General features: G+C 65.6%; 9 protein-coding genes. 6 read left to right on the top strand and 3 right to left on the bottom strand.

Going from position 1 to position 21710, the window contains the following annotated elements:
* The 5 genes from pglX to AB0C01_RS07545 are packed head-to-tail and all read left to right on the top strand — an operon-like array spanning nucleotide 1 to nucleotide 13536.
* Entirely contained in the window at nucleotides 1-3564 is a 3564-nt protein-coding gene (gene pglX, locus AB0C01_RS07565) for a BREX-2 system adenine-specific DNA-methyltransferase PglX (protein WP_357570606.1), read from the top strand.
* A gap of 42 nt (nucleotides 3565-3606) precedes the next feature.
* Nucleotides 3607-7353: a hypothetical protein gene (locus AB0C01_RS07560; protein WP_357570605.1), complete on the top strand. Its 3747-nt coding sequence runs from the start codon at nucleotides 3607-3609 to the stop codon at nucleotides 7351-7353.
* On the top strand, nucleotides 7350-10115 hold the full coding sequence (gene pglZ, locus AB0C01_RS07555; RefSeq protein WP_357570604.1) for a BREX-2 system phosphatase PglZ: 2766 nt from the start codon (nucleotides 7350-7352) through the stop codon (nucleotides 10113-10115). Before AB0C01_RS07560 ends, pglZ begins: the two co-directional genes overlap by 4 nt.
* Nucleotides 10112-11419 (top strand): BREX system ATP-binding protein BrxD, encoded by a 1308-nt coding sequence (gene brxD, locus AB0C01_RS07550; protein WP_357570603.1) that lies wholly within the window; start codon nucleotides 10112-10114, stop codon nucleotides 11417-11419. The genes pglZ and brxD overlap by 4 nt, the downstream gene beginning before the upstream one ends.
* Complete coding sequence (locus tag AB0C01_RS07545) at nucleotides 11416-13536, top strand: DEAD/DEAH box helicase (protein ID WP_357570602.1); 2121 nt, start codon at nucleotides 11416-11418, stop codon at nucleotides 13534-13536. The genes brxD and AB0C01_RS07545 overlap by 4 nt, the downstream gene beginning before the upstream one ends.
* A 376-nt stretch (nucleotides 13537-13912) precedes the next feature.
* On the opposite strand, the gene AB0C01_RS07540 is transcribed toward AB0C01_RS07545, so the two are convergent.
* Nucleotides 13913-15295, bottom strand: a complete 1383-nt coding sequence (locus tag AB0C01_RS07540) for a UvrD-helicase domain-containing protein (RefSeq protein ID WP_357570601.1) — start codon at nucleotides 15293-15295, stop codon at nucleotides 13913-13915.
* Between the two features lie 37 nt (nucleotides 15296-15332).
* Nucleotides 15333-17066 carry an AAA family ATPase gene (locus AB0C01_RS07535; protein WP_357570600.1) on the bottom strand — a complete coding sequence of 578 codons (1734 nt, stop codon included), beginning with the start codon at nucleotides 17064-17066 and terminating at the stop codon, nucleotides 15333-15335.
* 761 nt (nucleotides 17067-17827) lie between these two features.
* On the opposite strand from AB0C01_RS07535, the gene AB0C01_RS07530 reads away from it, so the two are divergent.
* Nucleotides 17828-19864 (top strand): tetratricopeptide repeat protein, encoded by a 2037-nt coding sequence (locus tag AB0C01_RS07530; protein ID WP_357570599.1) that lies wholly within the window; start codon nucleotides 17828-17830, stop codon nucleotides 19862-19864.
* A gap of 475 nt (nucleotides 19865-20339) precedes the next feature.
* Here AB0C01_RS07530 and AB0C01_RS07525 read toward each other — a convergent pair whose 3' ends face one another.
* Nucleotides 20340-21521: a tyrosine-type recombinase/integrase gene (locus tag AB0C01_RS07525; protein ID WP_357570598.1), complete on the bottom strand. Its 1182-nt coding sequence runs from the start codon at nucleotides 21519-21521 to the stop codon at nucleotides 20340-20342.
* Between the last annotated feature and the right edge of the window lie 189 nt (nucleotides 21522-21710).

Raw genomic sequence — 21710 nt, 5'->3', positions numbered from 1 at the left:
ATGGCGGTCTCAACGGGGTTGACGGCAGCGCTCAAGAAGGTGGTCCTCGATCTGGAGGACGACCTTCGCGACCGTGTCGCCTCGCAGCCCGACGTCCTGGCAATCTGGAAGCAGGAGCACCAGGCCGCGGAAAACCGCGAGCGGACGGCCATGTCGTGGCAGGAGTGGCGCGACGACCGGGTAACGCAGGCCGCGGTCGCATGGGTGCTGACCACGGTCTTCGTACGATTCTGCGAGGACAACCGCCTGCTCAAGCCGGTCTGGATCGCCGGCCCCGCCGACCGTCGGCAGGAGGCCCTGGACGCGGAACTCGCCTACTTCCGCGCTCATCCCGAAGACACCGACCGCGAGTGGGTGCTCCAGGCTGCCGAATACCTGCGGAACACGAAGGCGACCCAAGATCTGGTCGAGTCGCATTCGCCGCTGTGGACGGTCTCTCCGTCGGGTCAGGCTGCCAAGCGGCTCATCGCCTTTTGGCGCGAACGCACCGCCGACGGCGATCTCGTCTGGGACCTCGCAGACCCCGACCTGTCGACTCGATTCCTCGGTGACCTCTACCAAGACCTCTCCGACTACGCCAAGAAGACGTTCGCGCTGCTCCAGACGCCGGAGTTCGTCGAGGAGTTCATCCTCGACCAGACTATGGAGCCGGCGCTCGCCGAGCGACCGCTCGAAGGCTTCAAGCTCATCGATCCCACCTGCGGGTCGGGTCACTTCCTTCTCGGCGCCTTCGCCCGGCTGAACGATCGCTGGGCCGCCCACGCGCCAGGCTTGGAGGTGCAGGCGCGGGTACAGGAGGCACTCAACGCCCTCCACGGCGTTGACCTCAATCCCTTTGCCGTCGGAATCGCGCGTTTCAGGCTCATGGTCGCAGCGGTCCAAGCAGCCAGCCTGACATCCTTGGAAGAGGCACCCGCATTCGAGTTCCACCTTGCGGCCGGCGACTCGTTGCTGCATGGGCGACCGCAGTTGGCCCTGGACCTTCCGGGCATGGAGGACTACGACTCGGGACTGAGTGGGTTCGTCTACGTGACGGAGGACCTCACGGTTCTCCGTTCAATCCTCGACCCAGGCAAGTACGATGTTGTGGTCGGTAATCCACCGTACGTCACAGTCAAGGATAAGAAACTCAGCGCAGCATATCGTGAGCGGTACCCGACCTGCAAAGGGACGTACGCGCTGACAATCCCTTTCATGGAGCGGTTCTTTCAGTTGGCCAAGAGGGCGGCTGGTGACCGCCCTGCGGGCTGGGTCGGCCAGATTACGTCGAACTCCTTTATGAAACGCGAGTTCGGGTCCCGGCTGGTCGAAGAATTCTTTGTCAAACAGGACCTGCGGCTCGTGGTTGACACATCAGGTGCCTACATTCCGGGCCATGGAACCCCGACGGTCATTCTGGTCGGGCGCCCTCAGGCGCCTATCGAGGACATCGTCAAGGCAGTGCTTGGCATCCGTGGGGAGCCAGGGCAGCCCGCCGATCCGGCCCAGGGCTTGGTCTGGGCAGCCATTGTTGACAACGTCGCTAAAGATGAGTGTCATAACAACGTCTACATCACTGTCACCCGACTCCCGCGTAAGGCGCTGTCTACCCATCCATGGAGCCTCAGTGGCGGCGGCGCGTCTGCACTACTAGCAGCAATTAACAAGCCGCAGGCGAAGCTGGGAGAAAAAGTCCGTCTTATTGGGCGAACTTGCCATACGGGATCAGACGATGCCTACTTCGCGCCCGTTGGTACTTGGTCTCGGCATGGCGTAGCAGGCGACAAGATAAAGCCGCTAGAGACTGGCGATGCAGTGCGAGACTGGTCATTGGGGCAGGAAGTTGAGACACTTTTTCCGTATGCTTCTGACCTAAAGGCTGACCTCTCGGATGCTGCCGTGCAAAAGCTCCTCTGGAATCATCGAACCGGGCTTTCAGAGCGTCGAGAGCCAGGAGGGAATCATGCCGACATCGGCTTGACATGGTACGAGTTTAGTCGCTGGCATCCGGAACGATTTGTAATACCTCTCGGTATCGCTATGGCTTTTGTGGCGACACACAACCATTTCGTTTTGGACCGGGGTGGGAAGGTCTTCAAGCAGTCGGCGCCGGTGATTAAGTTGCCGGAGGGGTCGACGGAGGGCGATCACCTCGCGCTGCTCGGAGTACTGAACTCCTCGACCGCCTGCTTCTGGATGAAGCAGCAAAGCCAGGCCAAGGGTGGCGCGGACAACAACAGCGGAGGTGGCAATAGATGGTCAGCTGAGCCATGGGTCGAGCGGTATGAGTTCACCGGTACCACTCTTCAAGATTTCCCACTGCCAAATACTCTCGACTTGACTCATTCTCGTCCGCTGGATGAGTTATCCCACCGCCTCGCCGGCGAATTCGAATCAATATGCGGTGACGGCTTGGTGGCTCCGACTGCACCGGGTGTTGAACAAGCAAAGGCGGCCAGCGACGCGATTAGAGCTCGGATGATCGCAGTGCAGGAAGAGATGGACTGGCATGTCTACCGTTTGTATGGTCTTCTGGAGGAAGAGCTCACGTTTCCGTCGGATGAAGCGCCGGAACTGCAGTTAGGGGAGCGCGCCTTCGAAATCGCCCTGGCACGCAGGGTTGCGGAGGGCTCGGAGTCCACAGCGTGGTTTGCTCGTCATAGGTCGACCCGGATTACGGAGATTCCGACGCGCTGGCCGCAGGAGTATCGGAAACTGGTACAGCGGCGCCTTGATCTGATCGAGTCGAACAAATTCATCAACCTTCTTGAGCGTCCCGAGTACAAGCGGCGGTGGGCTACCGAACCCTGGGAGAAGCGTGTCGAGAAGGCGTTGCGGGCGTGGCTGCTCGACCGCTTGGAGGCACGCCTGTACTGGTTTGATTCCCACGGGCGACCAACCGCACGATCGGTCGCGCAACTCGCCGACATCGTTACTCGTGACTCCGATCTCATCTCCGTCCTGCAGCTGTGGGACGGACGCAAAGACCGGTCGGTCACCCAGCAGCTCTCCACGTTGCTGGACACTGAAAGCGTGCCCTTCTTGGCCGCGTACCGGCTTAAGGATTCTGGACTACGCAAGCGTGAGGCATGGAAGCACACCTGGGATCTTCAGCGTCGCGAGGACAAGGGTGAGAAGGTCGGCGAGATCCCGGTGCCGCCGAAATACGCCACCGCGGACTTCCGAAAGCAGTCGTGGTGGCAGCACCGGGGCAAGCTCGACGTACCCAAGGAACGGTTCATCCTCTACCCGGACGCCGGTCGCGAGACCGACCCAACCCAGTTGCTCGGCTGGGCCGGCTGGGACCACGCTCAGCAGGCCCTCGCCCTAAACGCGGTCATCGCCGAGCGCGAGGCCGAAGGTTGGGCCGACGATAAGCTTGTTCCCCTGGTCGCGGGCCTCGCGGAGCTTCAGCCCTGGGTGCGGCAATGGCACGACGAGACCGACCCCACTTACCAGCTCAATCTGGCGGCCTACCTGGAAGAGCAGCTGCGCGGCCGCGCTCACCAGGTAGGCATGACCGTCGAGCAGCTTGGCGCTTGGAAGCCGCCGGCCGCCACGCGCGGTCGTAGGGCGAGGGCTTGAGGGAGACATCGGAGTCATGACGATGCAGTTTGAGGAGAAGGCTTGAATACCCCGCTGCGCGACGTCATCACCATTCCTGAGCGCGCTGGCGCGGAGGACTACGTCCTGCGTTTGACCGACTCGGTAGGGCACAGCGCGGTCGAGCGCACGCTCGATGAATACGTCGTCACCGATGCGCTGGTCGAGGCATTCGACACGGCGATGGGGCTGGTGGCCGAGGGCATCACCTCCGGTACGAGCCGTGGTTCCTTCCTTACCGGGTCGTTTGGTTCGGGTAAGTCGCACTTCATGGCTGTGCTGCATGCCCTTCTCCAACACGAGCCTGCCGCCCGCTCCAAGCCTGAGCTTCAGCCTGTAGTGGCGCGCCACGATCCCGTTCTGGCTGACCGGAAGATCCTGCCGCTCGCCTTCCACCTGCTCGGCGCGCGGACGATGGAGGAAGCCCTCTTCCAGGGGTACATCCGCCAGATCGCCGAACGTCATCCCGGTGCGCCGCTGCCCGCCGTGCACAAGTCTGACGCGCTTCTTGAAGACGCCGAGCGCTACCGGGCCCAGCTCGGTGACCAGCAGTTTTTCGCCGGTCTCAACGGCGAGGCAGACGGCGAGGGCGGCGGTGCCGCGGACCCCTGGGCCGCCGTGCTGGGTAAGGGGCAGTGGGATGCGGTTCGTTACGCGGAGGCGCGTGCGGCGTCGGCGGCGAGTCCGAGTCGGCAGAAGCTGGTGTCGGCTCTGGTCGACGTGTACTTCCGCTCGTATACGCAGCAGGCGGAGTACGTCGACCTGGACACCGGGTTGGCGGCGATCTCGGTACACGCCAAAAGCCTCGACTACGACGCTGTGGTCCTGTTCCTCGACGAGCTGGTTCTGTGGTTGGCGTTCTCGGTGCAGGACCGGGAGTTCTTCCGCCGGGAGTCGCAGAAGCTCACCAAGCTGGTCGAGTCTTCCATCGGTGGACGGCCGATCCCGCTCATCTCATTCGTGGCCCGGCAGATGGATCTGCGGCGCTGGTTCGCCGACTCCGGCGCCAGCGGTGCGGAGCAGGACGCGTTGGATCGTGCGTTCCGCCACCAGGAGGGTCGGTTCGGCGTCATTCCGCTGGGCGACGACAACCTCCCGTACGTCGCGAATCGGCGCCTCCTGCAGCCCAGGAACGCTGAGGCTGCCGCGGTCCTTGAGGGCGCTTTCGGGTCGATCGACCGCCGCCCTGCCGTGTGGGATGTGCTTCTCGATGGCGTGAACACCGACGAGCGGCATCGCGGCTCCGACGAAAAGGCGTTCCGCCTCACCTACCCGTTCTCGCCGGCTTTGGTGTCCACGCTGCGCAGCCTGGCCAGCGTCATGCAGCGCGAGCGGACCGCGCTCAAGGTGATGCAGCAGATGCTCGTCGACCGGCGCGAGACCCTGACCATCGACCAGATCATTCCGGTCGGTGACTCCTTCGACCTCGTCGTTCAGGGGCAGACCGGGCAGGCGTTGGACGCTGAGGCGGCCGCGCTGTTCCGGTCAGCCAACAAGCTGTACACGGACAAGCTGCGACCGCTGCTGCTCGGTATCCACGGCATCGACGAGCGGACGCTGCGGGAGGAGCCGGAGAAGGTTCCGCCAGGCTTCCGTACTGATGACCGTCTGGCGAAGACTCTCCTGCTGTCGGCTGTCGCCCCGAGGGTGCCGGCCCTGATGGCGCTGACCGCGGCCCGGCTCGCGTCGCTCAACCACGGGTCGATCGTGTCGCCGCTGCCGGGCGGTGAGGCGGCGGTGGTGCTGTCCAAGGTGCGTACCTGGGCCCGGGACGTCCCGGAGATTCACCTCGACGGCGACGATCGCAACCCGACGATTCGGGTGCAGCTGTCCGACGTCGACTACGAGTCGATTGTGGAGCGGGCGAAGGCTGAGGACAACGAGGGCCGACGCCGTGAGTTGTTGAAGGACCTTGTCAGCGACAGTCTCGGCGTCACTCTGGCGTCCCAGGACCTGCAGGGCGCATACCCGTACGACTTCGTCTGGCGTGGTTCGAAGCGTAAGGTCGATGTGCTCTTCGGTAACGTCCGCGACCGCAGCTGGCTGTCCGACGACCACTTCCGCGCTGCGCCGGACACCTGGCGCATCGTCATCGACCATCCGTTCGACGACCCGGGCCACTCCACCGTCGAAGACCTGCAGCGGCTGGACGAGATGGTGGCGCGGGGCGTGCAGGAGCGCACCCTTGTGTGGCTGCCGCGATTCCTGTCGAATGACAAAATTCGCGAGCTGCGGCGTCTGGTCATCCTCAACTGGCTGCTCGACGGCAGCATCGAACGCTGGCAAGGCCATGCCGACCACCTCAACGAGGCTGACCGTGCCTTGGCCCGGTCGATCCTGGAGTCCCAGCGCAACACGCTGCGGCGCAGCCTTGAGGACGCGGTGCAGCAGGCATACGGCGCCGCGTCACCGCGCCCAGGCGTCCTCCTCGAAGACGCGTCGCACGAGCGGACGCTGTTCTCCTTCGAACGGCGCTTCGCCCCGGCAAACCCGGTCGGCGCCACGCTCGGTCAGGCCTTCAACAACCTGCTCGACCAGGCATTCAAGGCCCTCTACCCCGCGCATCCGCCGTTCGAACCAGGCGACGTCGAGGTCAAAGTCCGCGACCTGAAAACCGTTGCTCGATACGTCGCACAAACTGCGGCGGACAGCGAGAAACGCGTCGAGCTTCAGGCCGACGCCGCCGTGGTACGACGGATCGCCGAGCCACTCGGCGTCGGTAAGGCCACGGAGATGCACTACCTCTTCGGCGACGATCGGTTCACTCCGTGGGGTCAGGAGATCGAGCGAGCACTCGGCCGACGAGCGCAGGAACAGGGCAAGCCCGCCGACGGTCCGGTGACCGTCGCGGAGTTGCGACGCTGGATCCGGGACGTCTCGCCCGCCCACGGCCTGCGGGACGAGGTCGCCGACCTGGTTGTCATCGCATGGGCGGCGCTGCGGCAGCGGGCTTGGTTCCAACAAGAGACGGCGCTACCGGTCGTACCGGAGCCTGGCTCGCTCTCCCCGATGATGGAGTTGCGCACCCAGGAACTGCCGGCGGCTGGTGATTGGGAGACGGCGCGAACCGTGGCCGGCGCGATGCTCGGCATCACGGCCGGGGCGTATCTCACCGCGCCCGCTGTGGCCGATTTCGTCGGGCAGGTCGCCATTAAGGCAGCCGAACTGTCGAAGACAGCGCCCGGGTTGGTGGGAGCGATCGAGGCGGCGTACCGACGTCTGGCGATTGAAGATGGCAGCCGGCTGAGGACCGCCAAAGCCTGTTCCGCGCTGATGCAGCAACTGCGTCATCTGGACGGCGTCAAGCTCGTCCAGGTGTTGGCGAAGGCGGACCTCGGCGGAGCGACTCCAGTCGCCGCGGGTAAATCGCTGGCTTCGGCGGACGCTGTAGAAAAAGCGCTCATTGCGTTTTCTTGGCACCGGCTCGACCCGCTTCGCGCAGCCATGGACGGCGAAGAAAGCCGCGCCGCGGATGCCGCTGCCGTCGTCAACGGACTGCGTGCCGCCCTGGAGCAGGACGAGTTGCCAGTACCGATCGGACGGGCGCTTGCCTCCTGCGAGGACGGGATTTTCAGGTGGTTGGCGGGGAGCACCGTGCCCCCGCCGGGTCCTGAGCCCAAGCCGAAGCCGCCGGTGGTGCCGGGCCTCAAGGCCGGGAGTTCCAGCCGGGCAGGCGGAGCGGAGAACACAGAAATCATGGACCGGCTGCAAACCTTCCTGAACGACAACTCCGACGTCACCGTCGAGGTGACGTGGCGAGTGCTGCCGTGACCGTCGCCTTGGCCGCAACGCGGGTGAGCGCATCGATGGTGCTCGCCATCGTTGACGAAGCCCGCGCCAAGAACTACGGCAGCGGCGTCATCGGCATCCGTGGCGTCCCCGACCGAGCCATCACCGCCGACCTCCAACATCAGGGCCAGACCGTACGGGTTCGCGCGGCCGAGTCGGCGCTGGCCGCCCGCGAGCTGCTCGGTGACCACCGAGACGGCGACTGGCTCGTCGTCGTCACCGACCGCGACGATGGCGACCTCGGCGCCGGTATCCTCGCCCACTTCATCTGGCAGCGCTTACGCAGCCCTGACCCGTGGGAGGCAGTGCGGACTCGATTCGCTGCCACCGGGATCGACCCTGCCCTGACCAGCCGACCGGACAACCGAGAGCTGGCCACCGCGTTGGTCGCTGCAACTCCACAGGCGGGCTGGCCTGCAGCCCCGGCCGGGGTGCTCACCCGCACCCACGCGCTCGGTGCCGTGGCTGCAACCCACCTCGGCTTCGATACGGACACCGCCGACGTCCTTGGCGTCCTCCGCTGGTCGATCGCTGCGCAGAGCGTCGCCTCGCTCGGCGCCTTGCGACGAAGCGTCGGAGACCTACTTGCCGACACCACGCTTGACTGGATCGCCCAGCGGGCGGGCTCGGCGGCAGGCCCGATCCGTGCGCTGTTGTCTCGCGGTGAACTCGCCGACGTCGTACCGCTCGGTCTGGTCCTTCGGTTGTTGACCGCCGACCGATATGACCCGCCGACAGCCCATCAGGCACAACTTGCTCTGGTCCGGCTCGAACCGCGGTGGGGCGATCCCCGCCCGTCGCTGGTCGCGTTGGCCGCACTCGGACAAGCAGCGGACACACTGCTGTCCGACCTGATCCACGATCGGCGTGCCGATGACGATGTCGCGCGCTCCCTCGACCGGGCCGACGTAATCCTTAAGCAGCTCCAAGCCGAGCCGCTGGCCCGCTACTCAGGACTTCTCGCCGGCGGATTACGAGCGCGATATGTCGCGCTTGCCGACGCCCTGCGCCGGGCAATCGCTTCACCCAGCCATGTCGACAACACCAACACCGTCGAAACCGCCTGGGCTGCAGTTCAGACGCACCGGCTCAAAGCGACAACGCCACTGCGCGTTCCCTTCGAGGCCGCGGTACGACTTGTCCGGTGGCTCGCGGAGGTTGATCCACCGGCCGGCGCCGCCTCGGATGCCGCTGCACTCGGCGCTCTCGTGCGCCAGTACCTCGACAGCGAAGCATGGGCTGACGCGGCGATCAACGACGCGTTCGGCGGCGTTGACGATCCGAGCTTGTCAAGCGCACTCCACGCCGTCGTCACGGTCGCGCAGAAGCGACGCCGCGCACAGGAACGTCGCTTCGCCCGGGCGCTCGCCTCAGCGCCGCTCCCTACCGGCCGCGGCGTGCCCGCTGACTCGGGAACCATCTGGTACCTGGAGCAGTTACTGCCAGGCACCGTCATCCCGCTCGCCCGCAAGGCACCCACGCTGCTGCTCGTCCTCGACGGCATGAGCGCCGCCGTCGCGACGGAAATCCTGTCCGACGCGACTACACGCCTCGGCTGGCTCGAGGCTGCCCTGCCAGGAGCCGGCAACCGCCGAAGGTCAGCAGCGCTCGCGGCGCTGCCGTCGGTCACCGAGGTGAGTCGAGCCTCTTTGCTCACCGGCCGCCTAACCCGCGGGCAGCAGTCCGAAGAACTGCACGGGTACGCCGAACTCACCGCCAAAGGCGGGAAGATCACTGCACGGCTCTTTCACAAAAAGGCAGTGGATACGACGGCAGCGGGCTGGTCGGTCAGCCCGGACGTCGGCGGCGCCATCGACGACATTGAGCTGTCGCTGGTGACAGTCGTCCTGAACACGATCGACGACGCACTTGACCGCAGCGACCCCGCGGGAACGGTTTGGACCGCTGACGCTGTCAAACATCTTGAACCGCTGCTTGCGCGGGCTGCCGCTGCGGGGCGGACGGTCATCGTGACCTCGGACCACGGTCACATCGTCGAACGTCGCCAAGGCACACAACGGTCGTACCCGAACATTTCCAGTGCCCGGTCTCGCCCGGCGACTGCTCCCGTCCAGGACGACGAGATTGAGGTCAGCGGTCCTCGCGTCCTCACCGACGGCCACCGAGCCGTCCTGGCCGTCGACGAGACTCTCAGGTACGGACCGCTGAAAGCCGGCTACCACGGGGGAGCGAGCGCAGCGGAGGTCGTCGTCCCAGTCGTCGTCCTCGTACCCGATGAGACCCGCAACCGGGCCGGCCTGGACTTGCTGCTGCCGCAGGAACCCGCCTGGTGGCTAACCTCCGCAGCCGCTCCGCGGCTGCCTGCCGAGCCGCCAGCTCAGAAGGCCGCGACCACCAAGAGCCGCGGAGCTCGACAGGACAGCCCGACCCTGTTCGACCTGGGCCCACAGGTCACCGAGCAACCGGCGGTGACACTCGGGCGCGCCATCGTGACCAGCTCCGTCTACAAGGCTCAGCGGAAGATTACCGGCCGGCTCATCGTCACCGACGATCAGATCGCGAGCATCATCGACGCCCTGGTGGGGGCAGCTGCCAACCGGCTGGCACCCACTCTCGCAGCCCAAGCCCTAGGAGTGGCACAGACCCGGCTCCGGGGTGCGTTGACGCAGGTTCAGCAACTGCTCAACATCGAGGGGTACGCCGTTCTGGCCGCCGAGCCAGCCACCGGCACGGTCGCGCTCGACGTCACACTCCTCACCGAGCAGTTCGAGGTGCCTGCGTGACGCCGGACGTCTCCCAGCGCCGCCGACGTGAGGTGATCGACGCGCTTCGTCGTGGGACCGTTCCGGAGAGCGGACTCGACCTGCTCGCGGTCGGCCTCGACCGATTCTCCGCGGCTCTTGACGGTGAACTCGACACGGTCAGGTCCGGTGGCGCCGTGTTCAAGGCGGTGCGGGGCGAATACGGCGCCGGCAAGACATTCTTCACGCGACACCTGGCCGAGCGGGCTCTTCGCCGCGGCTTTGCCGCGGCCGAGGTGCAGATCTCTGAGACCCAGACGCCGTTGCACCGGCTGGAGACCGTGTACCGGCGCATCACCGAGTCCATGCGGACGGCGTCGATACCACCCAGCGCGTTCCGCGCTGTTCTTGACTCCTGGCTGTTCACGCTGGAAGCCGATGCGCTCGAAGCTGATCCCGCCGCGGAGGCAGACGTGGGCGCGGCGGTGGATCGGCTCCTCGAACAGCGGCTCGCCCAGGTCAGCAAGCACTCCCCGCTCTTCGCGCTGGGCTTGCGCGGCTACCGGGCGGCGTTGAGCTCGGGTGACACCGTCGTCTCCGATGGTCTGGCCGCATGGATGGCCGGACAGCCACAGGTCTCGGCGTCGGCGAAACGAGCCGCCGGAATCCGCGGCGAGCTCGACCATTTCGGTGCCATGGCCTTCCTTCAGGGGCTACTCACCGTCCTGCGGGACGCCGGTCATCCGGGATTGGTCCTTGTTCTCGATGAGGTCGAGACGCTGCAGCGGGTCCGTGGGGACGTCCGGGACAAGGCACTCAACGCACTGCGGCAGCTGATCGACGAGGTCCACTCCGGCCGCTTTCCCGGGCTGCATCTCGTCATCACCGGCACGCCGGCGTTCTACGACGGGCAGCAGGGTGTGCAGCGGCTCGCCCCGCTGGCGCAACGGCTTGCCGTCGACTTCGCCACGGACCCGAGATTCGACAACCCCAGGGCCGTGCAGATCCGCCTGCCGGGCTTCACTATCGAGTCCCTGGTCGAGCTGGGCGCCCGCGTTCGGGACCTCTACGCCGACGCATCAACCGCTCCCGACCGGATACGGACTCTGGTCGACGACGCGTACCTTGACCAGCTGGCTCGTGCCGTTGCCGGCGGCCTGGGTGGAAAGGTCGGCATCGTGCCGCGCCTGTACCTGAAGAAGCTGGTGGGCGATGTCCTCGACCGCGTCGACCAGTTCCCGGACTTCGACCCCAGACAGCACTACGCGCCGACCATGTCGGCAGCGGAGATGACCGACGTGGAACGCAACGCTGCAAGCGCCGACGACATCACACTAGACGTGTGACTGCCGCCGACCTGCTACATCCCGTCCTGCTGCACCACATCGTCAACTCCCTGCAATGGCAGGGTCTGCGACCCCTGCAGGACGCTGCTCTGGAGCCCCTTCTGGCTGGCGAGGACACGCTCCTCCTCGCCCCGACCGCTGGCGGCAAAACCGAAGCGGCAGCGTTTCCGCTGTTGTCTCGGATGGCAGCCGAGGGCTGGTCCGGAACCTCAGTGCTTTACCTCTGCCCGCTCAAAGCCCTACTCAACAATCTGCTGCCGCGCTGGGAACGCTACGCCGACTGGCTGGGGCGGCGAGCCGCGCTCTGGCATGGCGACGTCACCGCGTCGCGACGGCGGGCCATCCTGGCCGCCCGCCCGGACGTGCTTCTGACCACGCCGGAGTCCCTGGAATCGATGCTGGTCAGCCGAAACGTCGACCATCGGGCGTTCTTCGCTGGCCTGCGGACCGTGGTCGTCGACGAGGTGCACGCCTTTGCCGGCGACGACCGTGGCTGGCATCTTCTCGCTGTCCTGGAACGTCTGACCCACCTGATCGGCCGGCCCGTTCAGCGGATCGGGCTCTCGGCAACCGTGGGCAATCCGGATCGCCTGCTGACCTGGCTGCAGGGCTCCGGCGCGGGTGTTCGGACCGGACGTGTCATCGCTCCTGACCTGCCGGTCGCCGCGACAGCGACCGCGGCGACACCTCCGCCGGGCGAAATCGAACTCGACTTCGTCGGCTCCCTGCAAAATGCTGCCACCGTGCTCGCCGGGCTGCACTCCGGTGAGAAGCGGCTGGTCTTCTGCGAATCTCGCCAGGCCGTAGAACAGCTCGGGAGTCTCCTGCGGGAGCGCGGCATCACCACCTTCCTGTCACATGCCTCACTGTCCGCCGACGAGAGAAGGCGTTCGGAAGAGGCGTTCGCCGAGGCGCGTGACTGCGTCATCGTTTCGACCAGCACACTCGAACTGGGAATCGACGTCGGTGACCTCGATCGCGTCATTCAGATCGACGCCCCCTCGACCGTGGCGTCATTCCTGCAACGACTCGGGCGTACAGGCCGGCGGCCCGGCGGCATCCGCAACTGCCTCTTTCTCACCCGCAGCGGGGACGCCCTGCTGGAGGCGGCGGCTCTGCTGGTGCTCTGGGGCCGCGGATGGGTCGAGCCAGTCGTCGCCCCGCCCGAGCCACGGCACATCGTCGCCCAGCAGATGCTCGCGCTCTGCCTGCAAGAACACCGAGTGGGAGATCAGAACTGGCCGCAGTGGTGGAACGGTCTCGACCCCTTCGGCCGCGGCGCCACCCCGATCATTCGCCATCTGATCGATCAGGGCTACCTCGACAGCGACAGCGACATGCTTTACATCGGTCCCGAAGCTGAGCGGCGCTTCGGGCACCGACACTTTATGGGCATGACAGGAGTGTTCGTCGGAGCACCCGAGTTCACCGTCCTGGTAGGCCGCGACGAACTGGGCCGCGTCGACCCCGCGCTGCTCACCGAGGAGGTGCAGGGCGACCGTCGACTGCTACTCAACGGGCGAAGTTGGCGGGTCACCTACATCGACTGGCGGCGCCGCCGCTGCTTCGTCGAACCCGCCGAGAGCGGCGGGAAGGCTCGTTGGATGGCCGGGGGCTGGGCAGGCCTCGGATTCGAGCTGAGCCGCGCCATGCGCGAGGTGCTTCTCGGCGCTGACCCCCCGGTAAAGCTCACACAGCGAGCAGCCAAGCGCCTCGGCCAAGAGCGGGAAGAGCGATCCGCGCTGGTGCATCCGGGTGGCAACGTCATCCTTCGCGATCGGCACGGCGATGACCTGCGGTGGTGGACCTGGGCCGGTTTCCGCGCGAACGCCACCTTGGCGGCCACGTTGACCGAGGTGGTCGACCCTGTCCAACGCTTCGATGACTGCCAGATCCGCCTGCGGGCGAATCTCACCCGGGACGAATGGCGGACACTCATCGCCGATGCAGACCAGCGTCTGTGCTTGCCCGAGGTCAACAAGAAGGCTCTTGACGGACTCAAGTTCAGCGAAGCGCTGCCGGAGCGGCTCGCGCTGGCGACGTTGGCGTCTCGCCTCGCCGACCTCGATGGCGCAACCGCTGTCCTGCAGGAGCCGACGCGGTTCGTTCAGACATAGTCGGGCACTGTGTCAGTCTGGCTGCGTGACGCGCTCTCCAGTCTCACGCTTGATGGGGACCTGACACGACGCTCTGGCCCTTCAGCGTGCTGACCCAAATCCGCTCGGAGGTAGCGCTGGGCAGGTTCAGTCGGTCGGAGCTTTTGATCTTGCTGGTTCCGTGGGACAGGTTGTTTCGCCGTGCGTGCAACGTTGAACCTGGCTGATCGCGAGGAGATATCCCGTGGCTTAGCCGAAGGCCTGGAGTTCAAGCAGATCGGTGTGCTGATCGACCGGATCCGTTGGTGGTGTCGCGGGAGGCTGCCCGGCGTGGTAGCCGGCCCGCCGCAGCAAGCGCGCCGACACCTCGACGGTTGCAGTCCAAACACCAGGTCTATTACCTGGCGTCTGGCCGGAGGACGGGCTCGCGGCTGATGATGGTGAGGCTCCGGCGGGCCCTTGTCAGTGCCACGTAGAGGCTGGTCGGGTGATGGGCATCGGCATCAAGGATGATCGCATGGTCGTACTCGAGACCCTTGATCAGGACAGGGCGTGAGATGACATGTTGCGTCGTCCGGCGGCCTGTGACACGTGCGCGGTTGCGGAGCTGCGTCACGGCTGCCGCCACGTCGGTGCTGCCCGAAGTGGCGATTCGCAGGGCGTTCAGGATCGTGTACCAGGCGTCGTGACGAAAGATCTTCGTGGTCGGCACGGAACCGAGGGCGTTGAGCGCTTCGTGCACTCGGACGGGTGACGGATCATCGAGCAGCACAGACAATCGGACGAGGGCGTCTTGGGCACCTTGGCGTTTCAGGTGGGCAACGCTTTGGCCGGCTGCAAGCTTCTTCAGCACAGCGGTGTCGAGGACGTCCGCGAGCTTGGCGGCGCAGGTCTTGGCGAACTTGGCGGTCTCGGAGGCGACGGTCGCAGGATCTCCTTTGTCGACGAAGGCGGCGAACTTCATCATCTCCTTGCCCTCGATTTCCTCCATCACGGTGTAGAGACCACCAAGGTTTCGGGCCTGGGATGCGACATCGTGGGGCAGGTCGCCGATGGCCACCACAGACCCGACTGCGGTCCGATGGCCGAAGCAGGCACGTGCCCGGTTGGCGGGGTCGGCGGCGATCCAGGTCACCGGTGCGGACTCGTCGAGGACGATGGGGGCACCGGTGATGATGTCGGTACGTACCTTGATCAGCCACTCCCCAAGGACCTCGTTGTGGCCCAGCCAGCGCCACGGCCGCGCCGGGAGCTCCGTGTTCGGCCATCGTGCCGCGACGTCCGTTTCCCAGGTGATTGGCACGTTGCCGCCGAAGTTGAAAATGCTCTGCAGTGGGTCGCCGAAGACAGCCACCGGCAGGATCTCGCCCAGGGCACGGATGAGGGCGTGCTGGTCGGCTCCGCAGTCCTGGTACTCGTCAACGACCGCCAAGTCGTAGCTGGCTGCCAGTACGCGGCGAATAGCGCGGCTGGATACGACAAGCTCGGCGCCGGTGTAGTAGCGCAGCGAGTCAGACCAGTTCGGCAGTTGCGGCGCCGAGAACTGCGCGAGCTGCGGGTAGCGGTTCACCAGGGAGTGAGACCAGCTCGCGATTGTCTCCACGCGTACATGCCTTTGCGTGACCCCGAAGGCGGTCATTCTTCGTCGAAGCGCGTCAACTCCGGCGTTGGTGTGAGTAAGGACCAGGGTTCTCTCGCCGGCGTTGGCTGCTAGAGAGCCGACGGCGGCGATGACGTGGGTTTTGCCAGTACCTGCAGGCAGCTGCACAGAGCACGGCATAGCCTGGCGGACCTTGCGGGCGACGGCGAGCAGTTCGTCATTGGGAGTAGTAATGGCTGTCTCCGTAAATGAAACTGTGCAGGTCTGCGAGGCGGTGTCCCAGCGCGACGCCCTTGAACTGGTCCCAGTGATCGAGGACGAACGCACCCAGCCGTTCACCGGTGTCTTCGCGCTTGAACCATGCCTTCTTCCCGGCCGCTGCGGCAACGGCTCGCTGCAGCTCCGGTAGGGCATGGCCGGCCTCCAGCCATGAGGCAGGGCTCAGCTGGCCCGGTGCGGGGACCCGATCTAGCTTGGCGATGACCGCGTCGCGGACAGGGTCCTCACCGCTGAGCTCGGCGGCCAGCTGCAACAAGTCCGAAAGTCCGTCGATGTCGAGTGCCGAGGTGATCTCGGCCTCCGTAGAGTGCCCGGCCTGCCAACGGATTACGGCGACGCCTGCGTGAGTGGCGGTGGCGATGTCTGCGTCGAAGTTCGGGTCGTCGTTGTCCACGAGCAGCAGCGTGCTGAAGCCGAGGTCCTGGAAGACCTTGGCCCGCACGGGTGCGGTCTTGCCGCCTCCGTCGGCCAGGGCAACGCCGAGCGCAGCATGTGTCGGCTGGTCGGCGTCGATCTGTTCGGTATCCCAGGCCCGCATGAGGTGGCGGACCATGCCGACCTCGGTCTTACCTTCGCCCACGATGACTTTGCGGGCCAGTACCGCGCTGGGGCAGGCTCGCAGGGACGACTGGGCGTCATGGACGACGTCGGGGACCTGGCGCACGGTGGTCTCGCCTGCGGTGCTCCGCACCACGCAGATGTCGGCCGTTTCGAGAGCCTGTACAGCGGAGGGTGAGTGGGTGGTGATGATGACCTGTCCACGGCTGCCAATCGCACGCTGCTTCACCCGGTGCAATACGTGCAGCAGCCGATGCGGCTCAAGGCCCTGCTCGATCTCGTCGACCAGCATGACGTGCCCATTGAGCGCAGCGCCTTCCTGAACGGCGATGCTGGTCAGTCGGCGAGTGCCCAGGCCTGCGTGCGTGAGGGGCACGGCTCCTTCATGCAGCAGCAGGGCGCCCGTCGACGCGACCGCCAACGGGTCCCACCCTGGCCGCAAGCCCGTGTAAGCAGCACCGCCGATACTGCTGGCGGCCAGAGCGACCGTGTCGGCCGCTGCTTGCAGGGCGGTATGAGACGCGTCGAAGACGGCGTTGCGCGCAGCCCGCCCCGCCAGGGTGACGGCTTGGCTCGCACCAGAGGTCTCCGTGAGCCGAGTGAGCGCGGAGCCACGGCCCCACCGCAGGTGGGTGTCGACTCGCTCGTCGATGCGGAACAGGCCAAGCGCCTTGCGCTTGGAAGCGGTGAGCGGCTGGGTGGTCTCGGTGGAACCAGGCCGCATGACAGTCCACTCAGCCTCAAGGTCTTCATCCACGCGCAGCTGCAGCAGGACGCACTCTTCCGCGCCGTCAACCGGGTCGTGCAGCAGCTGCCCACTCTCGGCAAGTCCGCACAGGTCGAGGCCGAAAGCGCTGTCGGCCAGCATCGTGTCGTCGAGATCGCCGATCAGGAGTTGAAGCACGATGGGCTGGGAGACGTCACACCGGTGGAAGTCAGCGTCGGTGAACTGGACCGTCCATCGCGGGCTCAGCACGAGCGCAATGGCGTCGAGCAAGGTCGTCTTAGTGCTGTCGCCGGGACCGACCAGGCACACAAATCGCTGGCGAGGTAGTGACCAGTCGGCGTGCCGAATGCCGCGGAAGTTGCGAGCGATGACCCGCCGAATCTGCATCGGCGCATTCTACGGCTTGGGCGGACCGACTTGAACTCGAACACCGCGGGGCGACTCCTGGTCATTCGAACGGCCGGGCATCGCCAGCCGAGCGGTCCGGAAACCTTGAGGCTCAACCCAACGTGCGGGCGAGCTATTGCGGCGGGCAGAGCAGCCGGCGCAGACAGTGAATAGCCGACGGGTAGGTCGGCTTTGCCTCGAACGGAGTTCAACTCGCAGGTTGCGTTAGGCTGCGCTCTAAAACCCGCCAGCCCGGGGGAGGGCGGAAGGAGTTGACTTTGAGGCAGTGGCGTCGAGGTCTCGTCGCGGCTCTGGTGATAGTTGTTGCGGCAGCGGGACTGTGGGCGCTGCTCCGATACGGCCTTCTGTCGTGGCTGCCGAGTGAGAGTGATCCATTACGGCCTGTTATTGAGGGCTTGAGCTGGGTGGTGGCGATCCTCTCGTTCCCCCTCGTGGTCGCTGCGCTCGTGCTCCAGGTGCGGGCCGGGCGGCGTGAATCGACGTCCACCAGCGCGTCACCGCAGCCAAGGATCACCATCAACAATGGTGTTCACGGTCATGGGTCGGGGCAGACTGTCGGTGTTGTGACAGGCGGGCAGGTCGCGACGGGAGAAGCTACACAGTACCCGCGCCGGCCCGGCGAGGACGTGGGACAGTCCTTGTCGGAGAGAGGCGACGCCCCAGTTGAAGAGCCCACGACCGTCATTAATGGCGGAGTGGCCACTGGGACGGGCGGACTCAGCATTGGACACTCCGGTCCGGTGAGCTATCACCACACCGTTGTCGTTGATCCCTTTCCGCCTGCATCAGAGACGCTTGAGCTGCGGTTGGTGCCGGTCACCGAACTCGACCCTTTCGATCTCGAGGTTCACCGAGCCATCACCGCTCCAGGCGAAGCCGGAGCAGCGCTTCCCGAGCTCCCTCGATACTTCTTACGACCGCACGACGAAAAGCTCCGTCAGAGCGTGCAGCATGCTTGCGATGGTACGAGCGAGTTCATCGTTCTCGTGGGTGGGTCTTCGTCGGGCAAGACACGGGCGTGCTGGGAGGCGATCCAGCAATTGCCCGCGCGGTGGACGGTGTGGCACCCCATCTCGCCGTCGCCGTCGCAGGCCGTGCTTGATGGGTTGGCGCGGCTACCCCCGTTCACGGTTGTCTGGTTGAACGAACTCCAGCATTACCTGGTTTCACCCGATCCCAGTGTGAGCGAGGTGGTGGCCGCGAACTTGCGCGAACTCCTTCGTGATCACGAGCGTGCGCCGGTGCTCATCGTGGGAACGATCTGGCCGGACTACCTCAACAGGATCACAATGGCCCCTCCTCCGGACCAGGCGGATCTGTACGCGCAGGCTCGTATCCTCGTTGCCGGCAACGAGTTGCCGATCCCCGGGCGGTTCAGCCCAGAGGAGTTGGCCGCCGTCGGCGCCGCGGGAGGCGACGACCCGCGCTTGCGGCAAGCCCTTGCCTTCTCCAGGTCTGGCGAGATCACGCAATACCTAGCGGCTGGGCCAGCCATAGTCGAGCGGTATGAAGCTGCTCCCTCCGCGGCTCGAGCGGTTATCGATGCCACGATCGACCTTCGTCGGCTCGTCGCTGACCTGGACCCGCCCCGAACCTTTTTGGAGCACGCTGCTCCCGGGTATCTGTCAAACTCCGAATGGCAGTCGACCAGCGACGACTGGTTGGACCAGGCACTGGCTTTCGCAGGCGCCAGGTGCCGTGGTGCATCCGGACTAGTGACGCGGCGGAGGCAAAAGCCGGGGCAGAGTGAGCAGGGCGAAGCGGGTTTCACCGTGAGTGACTACCTGGCGCAGTGGGGCAGAATTAGCAGGTGTTTCCAGGTCCCGCCGGTGGAGTTCTGGCAGGCAGCCCGTGATCACTTCGCCGACGCCGGAGTCCTCGTGTCGCTTGGCTCCGCGGCGGCGACCAGGTGGCGCCTCCGGCACGCAGCCATGTTGTTCGAGCGGGCTGCGGAGCTCGGCAACGCCCGCGCACTCGTTCTGCTTGGTGACATGCACGCTCGATCCCGAAACCTCGAACAAGCCGAACTGCACTACCGGCGAGCGGCAGCCGGTGGCGGTACGGACGCGCAGATTGAGCTAGCCCGCCTTCTCGTCGCTCGGGGAGAGATCGATGAAGCTGAACGATGGCTGATACTGGCGGCAGGTAAGCACGACGCTAAGGCTCAGCAATTGCTGGCCCAGCTTGCTGAATCGCAAGGAGACAATGCCCGCGCGGAAAAGTGGCTACGAGAAGCGGTCGAAACGGCCGGTTTCGAGCAAGCATGGCCGCTCAGGCAGCTAGCGCGCCTTCGCTCCGAAGCCGGTGACGCGCGTGAGGCGGCAGAGCTTCGTGCGCGGGCTATGAAGGGTTCCCAGATTTTCGCTCGTCGGCCGTTGTGGGACATCCAACAGCGAAGTGGTGGTGCGGACAAACTGGAGCAGAATCTTCGGCGGCGTGTGTCCGAAGCAGAGTTGGCGGGACACGGAGCCGACCCGCGTGACCTCGTATTGTTGGCCGAAGTGTGCGAAGACAAGGGCAACCATGACGAGGCGGAGGCTTTTGCTGAGCGTGCAGCGTGGGCCGGAGACGTGTCCGCTTTTGAGAACCTCGTCGTGGTTCGTGGCAACAGCGGTCAGGATCAAGAGGCAGAAAGATTGGCGCGGCGCGCGACGGACGCCGGTGACAGGAATTGCCTGATAATCATATTCGATGCGTATACCGATGACCCCCGCTGGCAGCGAATTCGCCGGTTTGGCCTGGAGCCGGATGGCGGGACGGCCACGGATTGGTTTTGAGCTCGGTGGTGGACGCGCGCCGATCGACTCGACTCGCGATTCGCGCGGTGCCTGGGACGGACGAGATCCCGGTTTCGGTTGCCGAGATGTTCCGGCGGATTGGCGTCGACGCGACGACGGCCGAGGTGGCGGGTTGCCCTATGTGCGTCGTCGGATAGCCACGCAGGGCGCCGCGGACGGCCTCAGTGAGCCAGTTGGCCGCATTCAACAGCCGTTGCATCCGGTCCAGGGAGTGGTGCGAGGACTCCTTTACTCGGCCGGTATATGCTTTCACCGACCTGGGCAAACGTGCCTGAGCATGCCGCTGGACCACCGGACTACTGGGGGTCAAGGGGTCGTCGGTTCGAATCCGGCCGTCCCGACAGAGTTTCGGCAGGTCAGAGGCCTTGATTCACTTCGGTGAGTCGAGGTCTTTTGCTGTTCTGTCTCACAATTTCTCACGTACGCCCGTACTGCTGAATTTCGGGCGCTCAAGTCACCCGAACAGGCCTGATTCGAGGTGCTCGGCCGCCACCTTCAGGTGGCTGCTGTCGGGGTGAACGTAGACCCGTTTGGCGAGCGTGCCGCCGTCGGCGTGGCCGGCCCACGCCGCCAGCACGACATCGGGAACTCCGGCGCCGGCGAGGTAGGTCAGGCAGGCGTGCCGCGCGTCGTACGGCCGGACCTTGCGGACCCCGACCTTGGCCATCAGCTCGTACACCCGGCGGCGGAGCCAGTCGGTGCGCTGCGGCTGGCCGAGTTCGTTGACCAGGACGTAGCCGCTGTCGACGTAGGCGTTACCGGCCTTCAGGCGCTCTTTCTTCTGCAGGGTGTGGAACGCCTTGAGCGCCTTCGTTACCGTCGCGGGCATCGGCAGGCCGCGTTTGCCGGCCGCCGACTTGGCCTCCTTCTCCTCGATCTCACCGTCGACGAGCGTCCGGGTGTTGTCCCCGGCCGCGATCGTTCCGGCCTCGAAGTCGACATCGGACCAGCGCAGCCCGCACACCTCGGCCGGTCGGAGACCCATGAGCGACAGCAGGCAGGCGGCGTAGAGGCGTTCGCCCGTGATGCCGGTCAGGAACGCCTTCACCTCTTCCTGGGTCCAGGGCTTGCGCTCAGCCTGTGCCTCGACTGCGGCCTTCGCGGCCGCTCTGGGGATGGCGACGAACGCGGCGACGTTGCGGACGACGAGCTGACGCCGAACCGCCACGTTCAGCGCGGTTCGAAGGCGGCCGAGCGTCAGGCGCACTGACCGAACACCGAGCCCCGTTCCCGGCTTGCCACCACGCTTCCGGCCCTCCGTCAGCATCCAGTCGATCAGAGCCTCGATGTCGGCCTCGGTGACGTCCTGGAGTGGCTTGCTGCCAAGGCGGGCGCGGACCGGCAGCAGCGCATCGCGGTAGTTGGCGGCGGTGGCCTTCTCGACATCCCGTGTGGCGGACGTTAACCACTCGTCGAGGAAGTCGTTGACCGTGATCTTGCCGGGTTTGACGTACGTGCCGCGGTCGGTCTCGTGCTTGATCCGGGCGTACTCCGCCTTCGCTTCCTTCCTGGTGTCGAAGGTGTACGTCCGCTGGTCCCGACGCCCGTCCGGCTTGCGTCCGACGTCGAGGACGAACCGGTAACGGGTCTTGCCGCTTCGAAGAATGATCTTCTTGATCGGGTCCGAGGTGCTCACGTGGGGTCCTGCTCCTTCCGCGGGGTTGGTGACGCACTGCTTCCGCGCGCGGGAAGCTGCTGCGCACTTCAAGAAATGGTACCGAAAACTGGTACCAGTTATCGGTCCCGATGGGCACGCGCGTCGGCGGTTGGTGATAGGCGATGTGGAATGTGGGAACCTCGACTCGTCATCCAACCGTTCGAGAGA

Source organism: Micromonospora sp. NPDC048905, assembly GCF_040649655.1.
Classification (GTDB): domain Bacteria; phylum Actinomycetota; class Actinomycetes; order Mycobacteriales; family Micromonosporaceae; genus Micromonospora.
This window is presented reverse-complemented; position numbering and strand designations above follow the sequence as displayed.

Coding starts and splice junctions, on each gene's coding strand:
- pglX (WP_357570606.1), top strand. CDS start 1: ATGGCGGTCTCAACGGGGTTGACGGCAGCGCTCAAGAAGGTGGTCCTC.
- AB0C01_RS07540 (WP_357570601.1), bottom strand. CDS start 15,295: ATGCCGTGCTCTGTGCAGCTGCCTGCAGGTACTGGCAAAACCCACGTC.
- AB0C01_RS07535 (WP_357570600.1), bottom strand. CDS start 17,066: ATGCAGATTCGGCGGGTCATCGCTCGCAACTTCCGCGGCATTCGGCAC.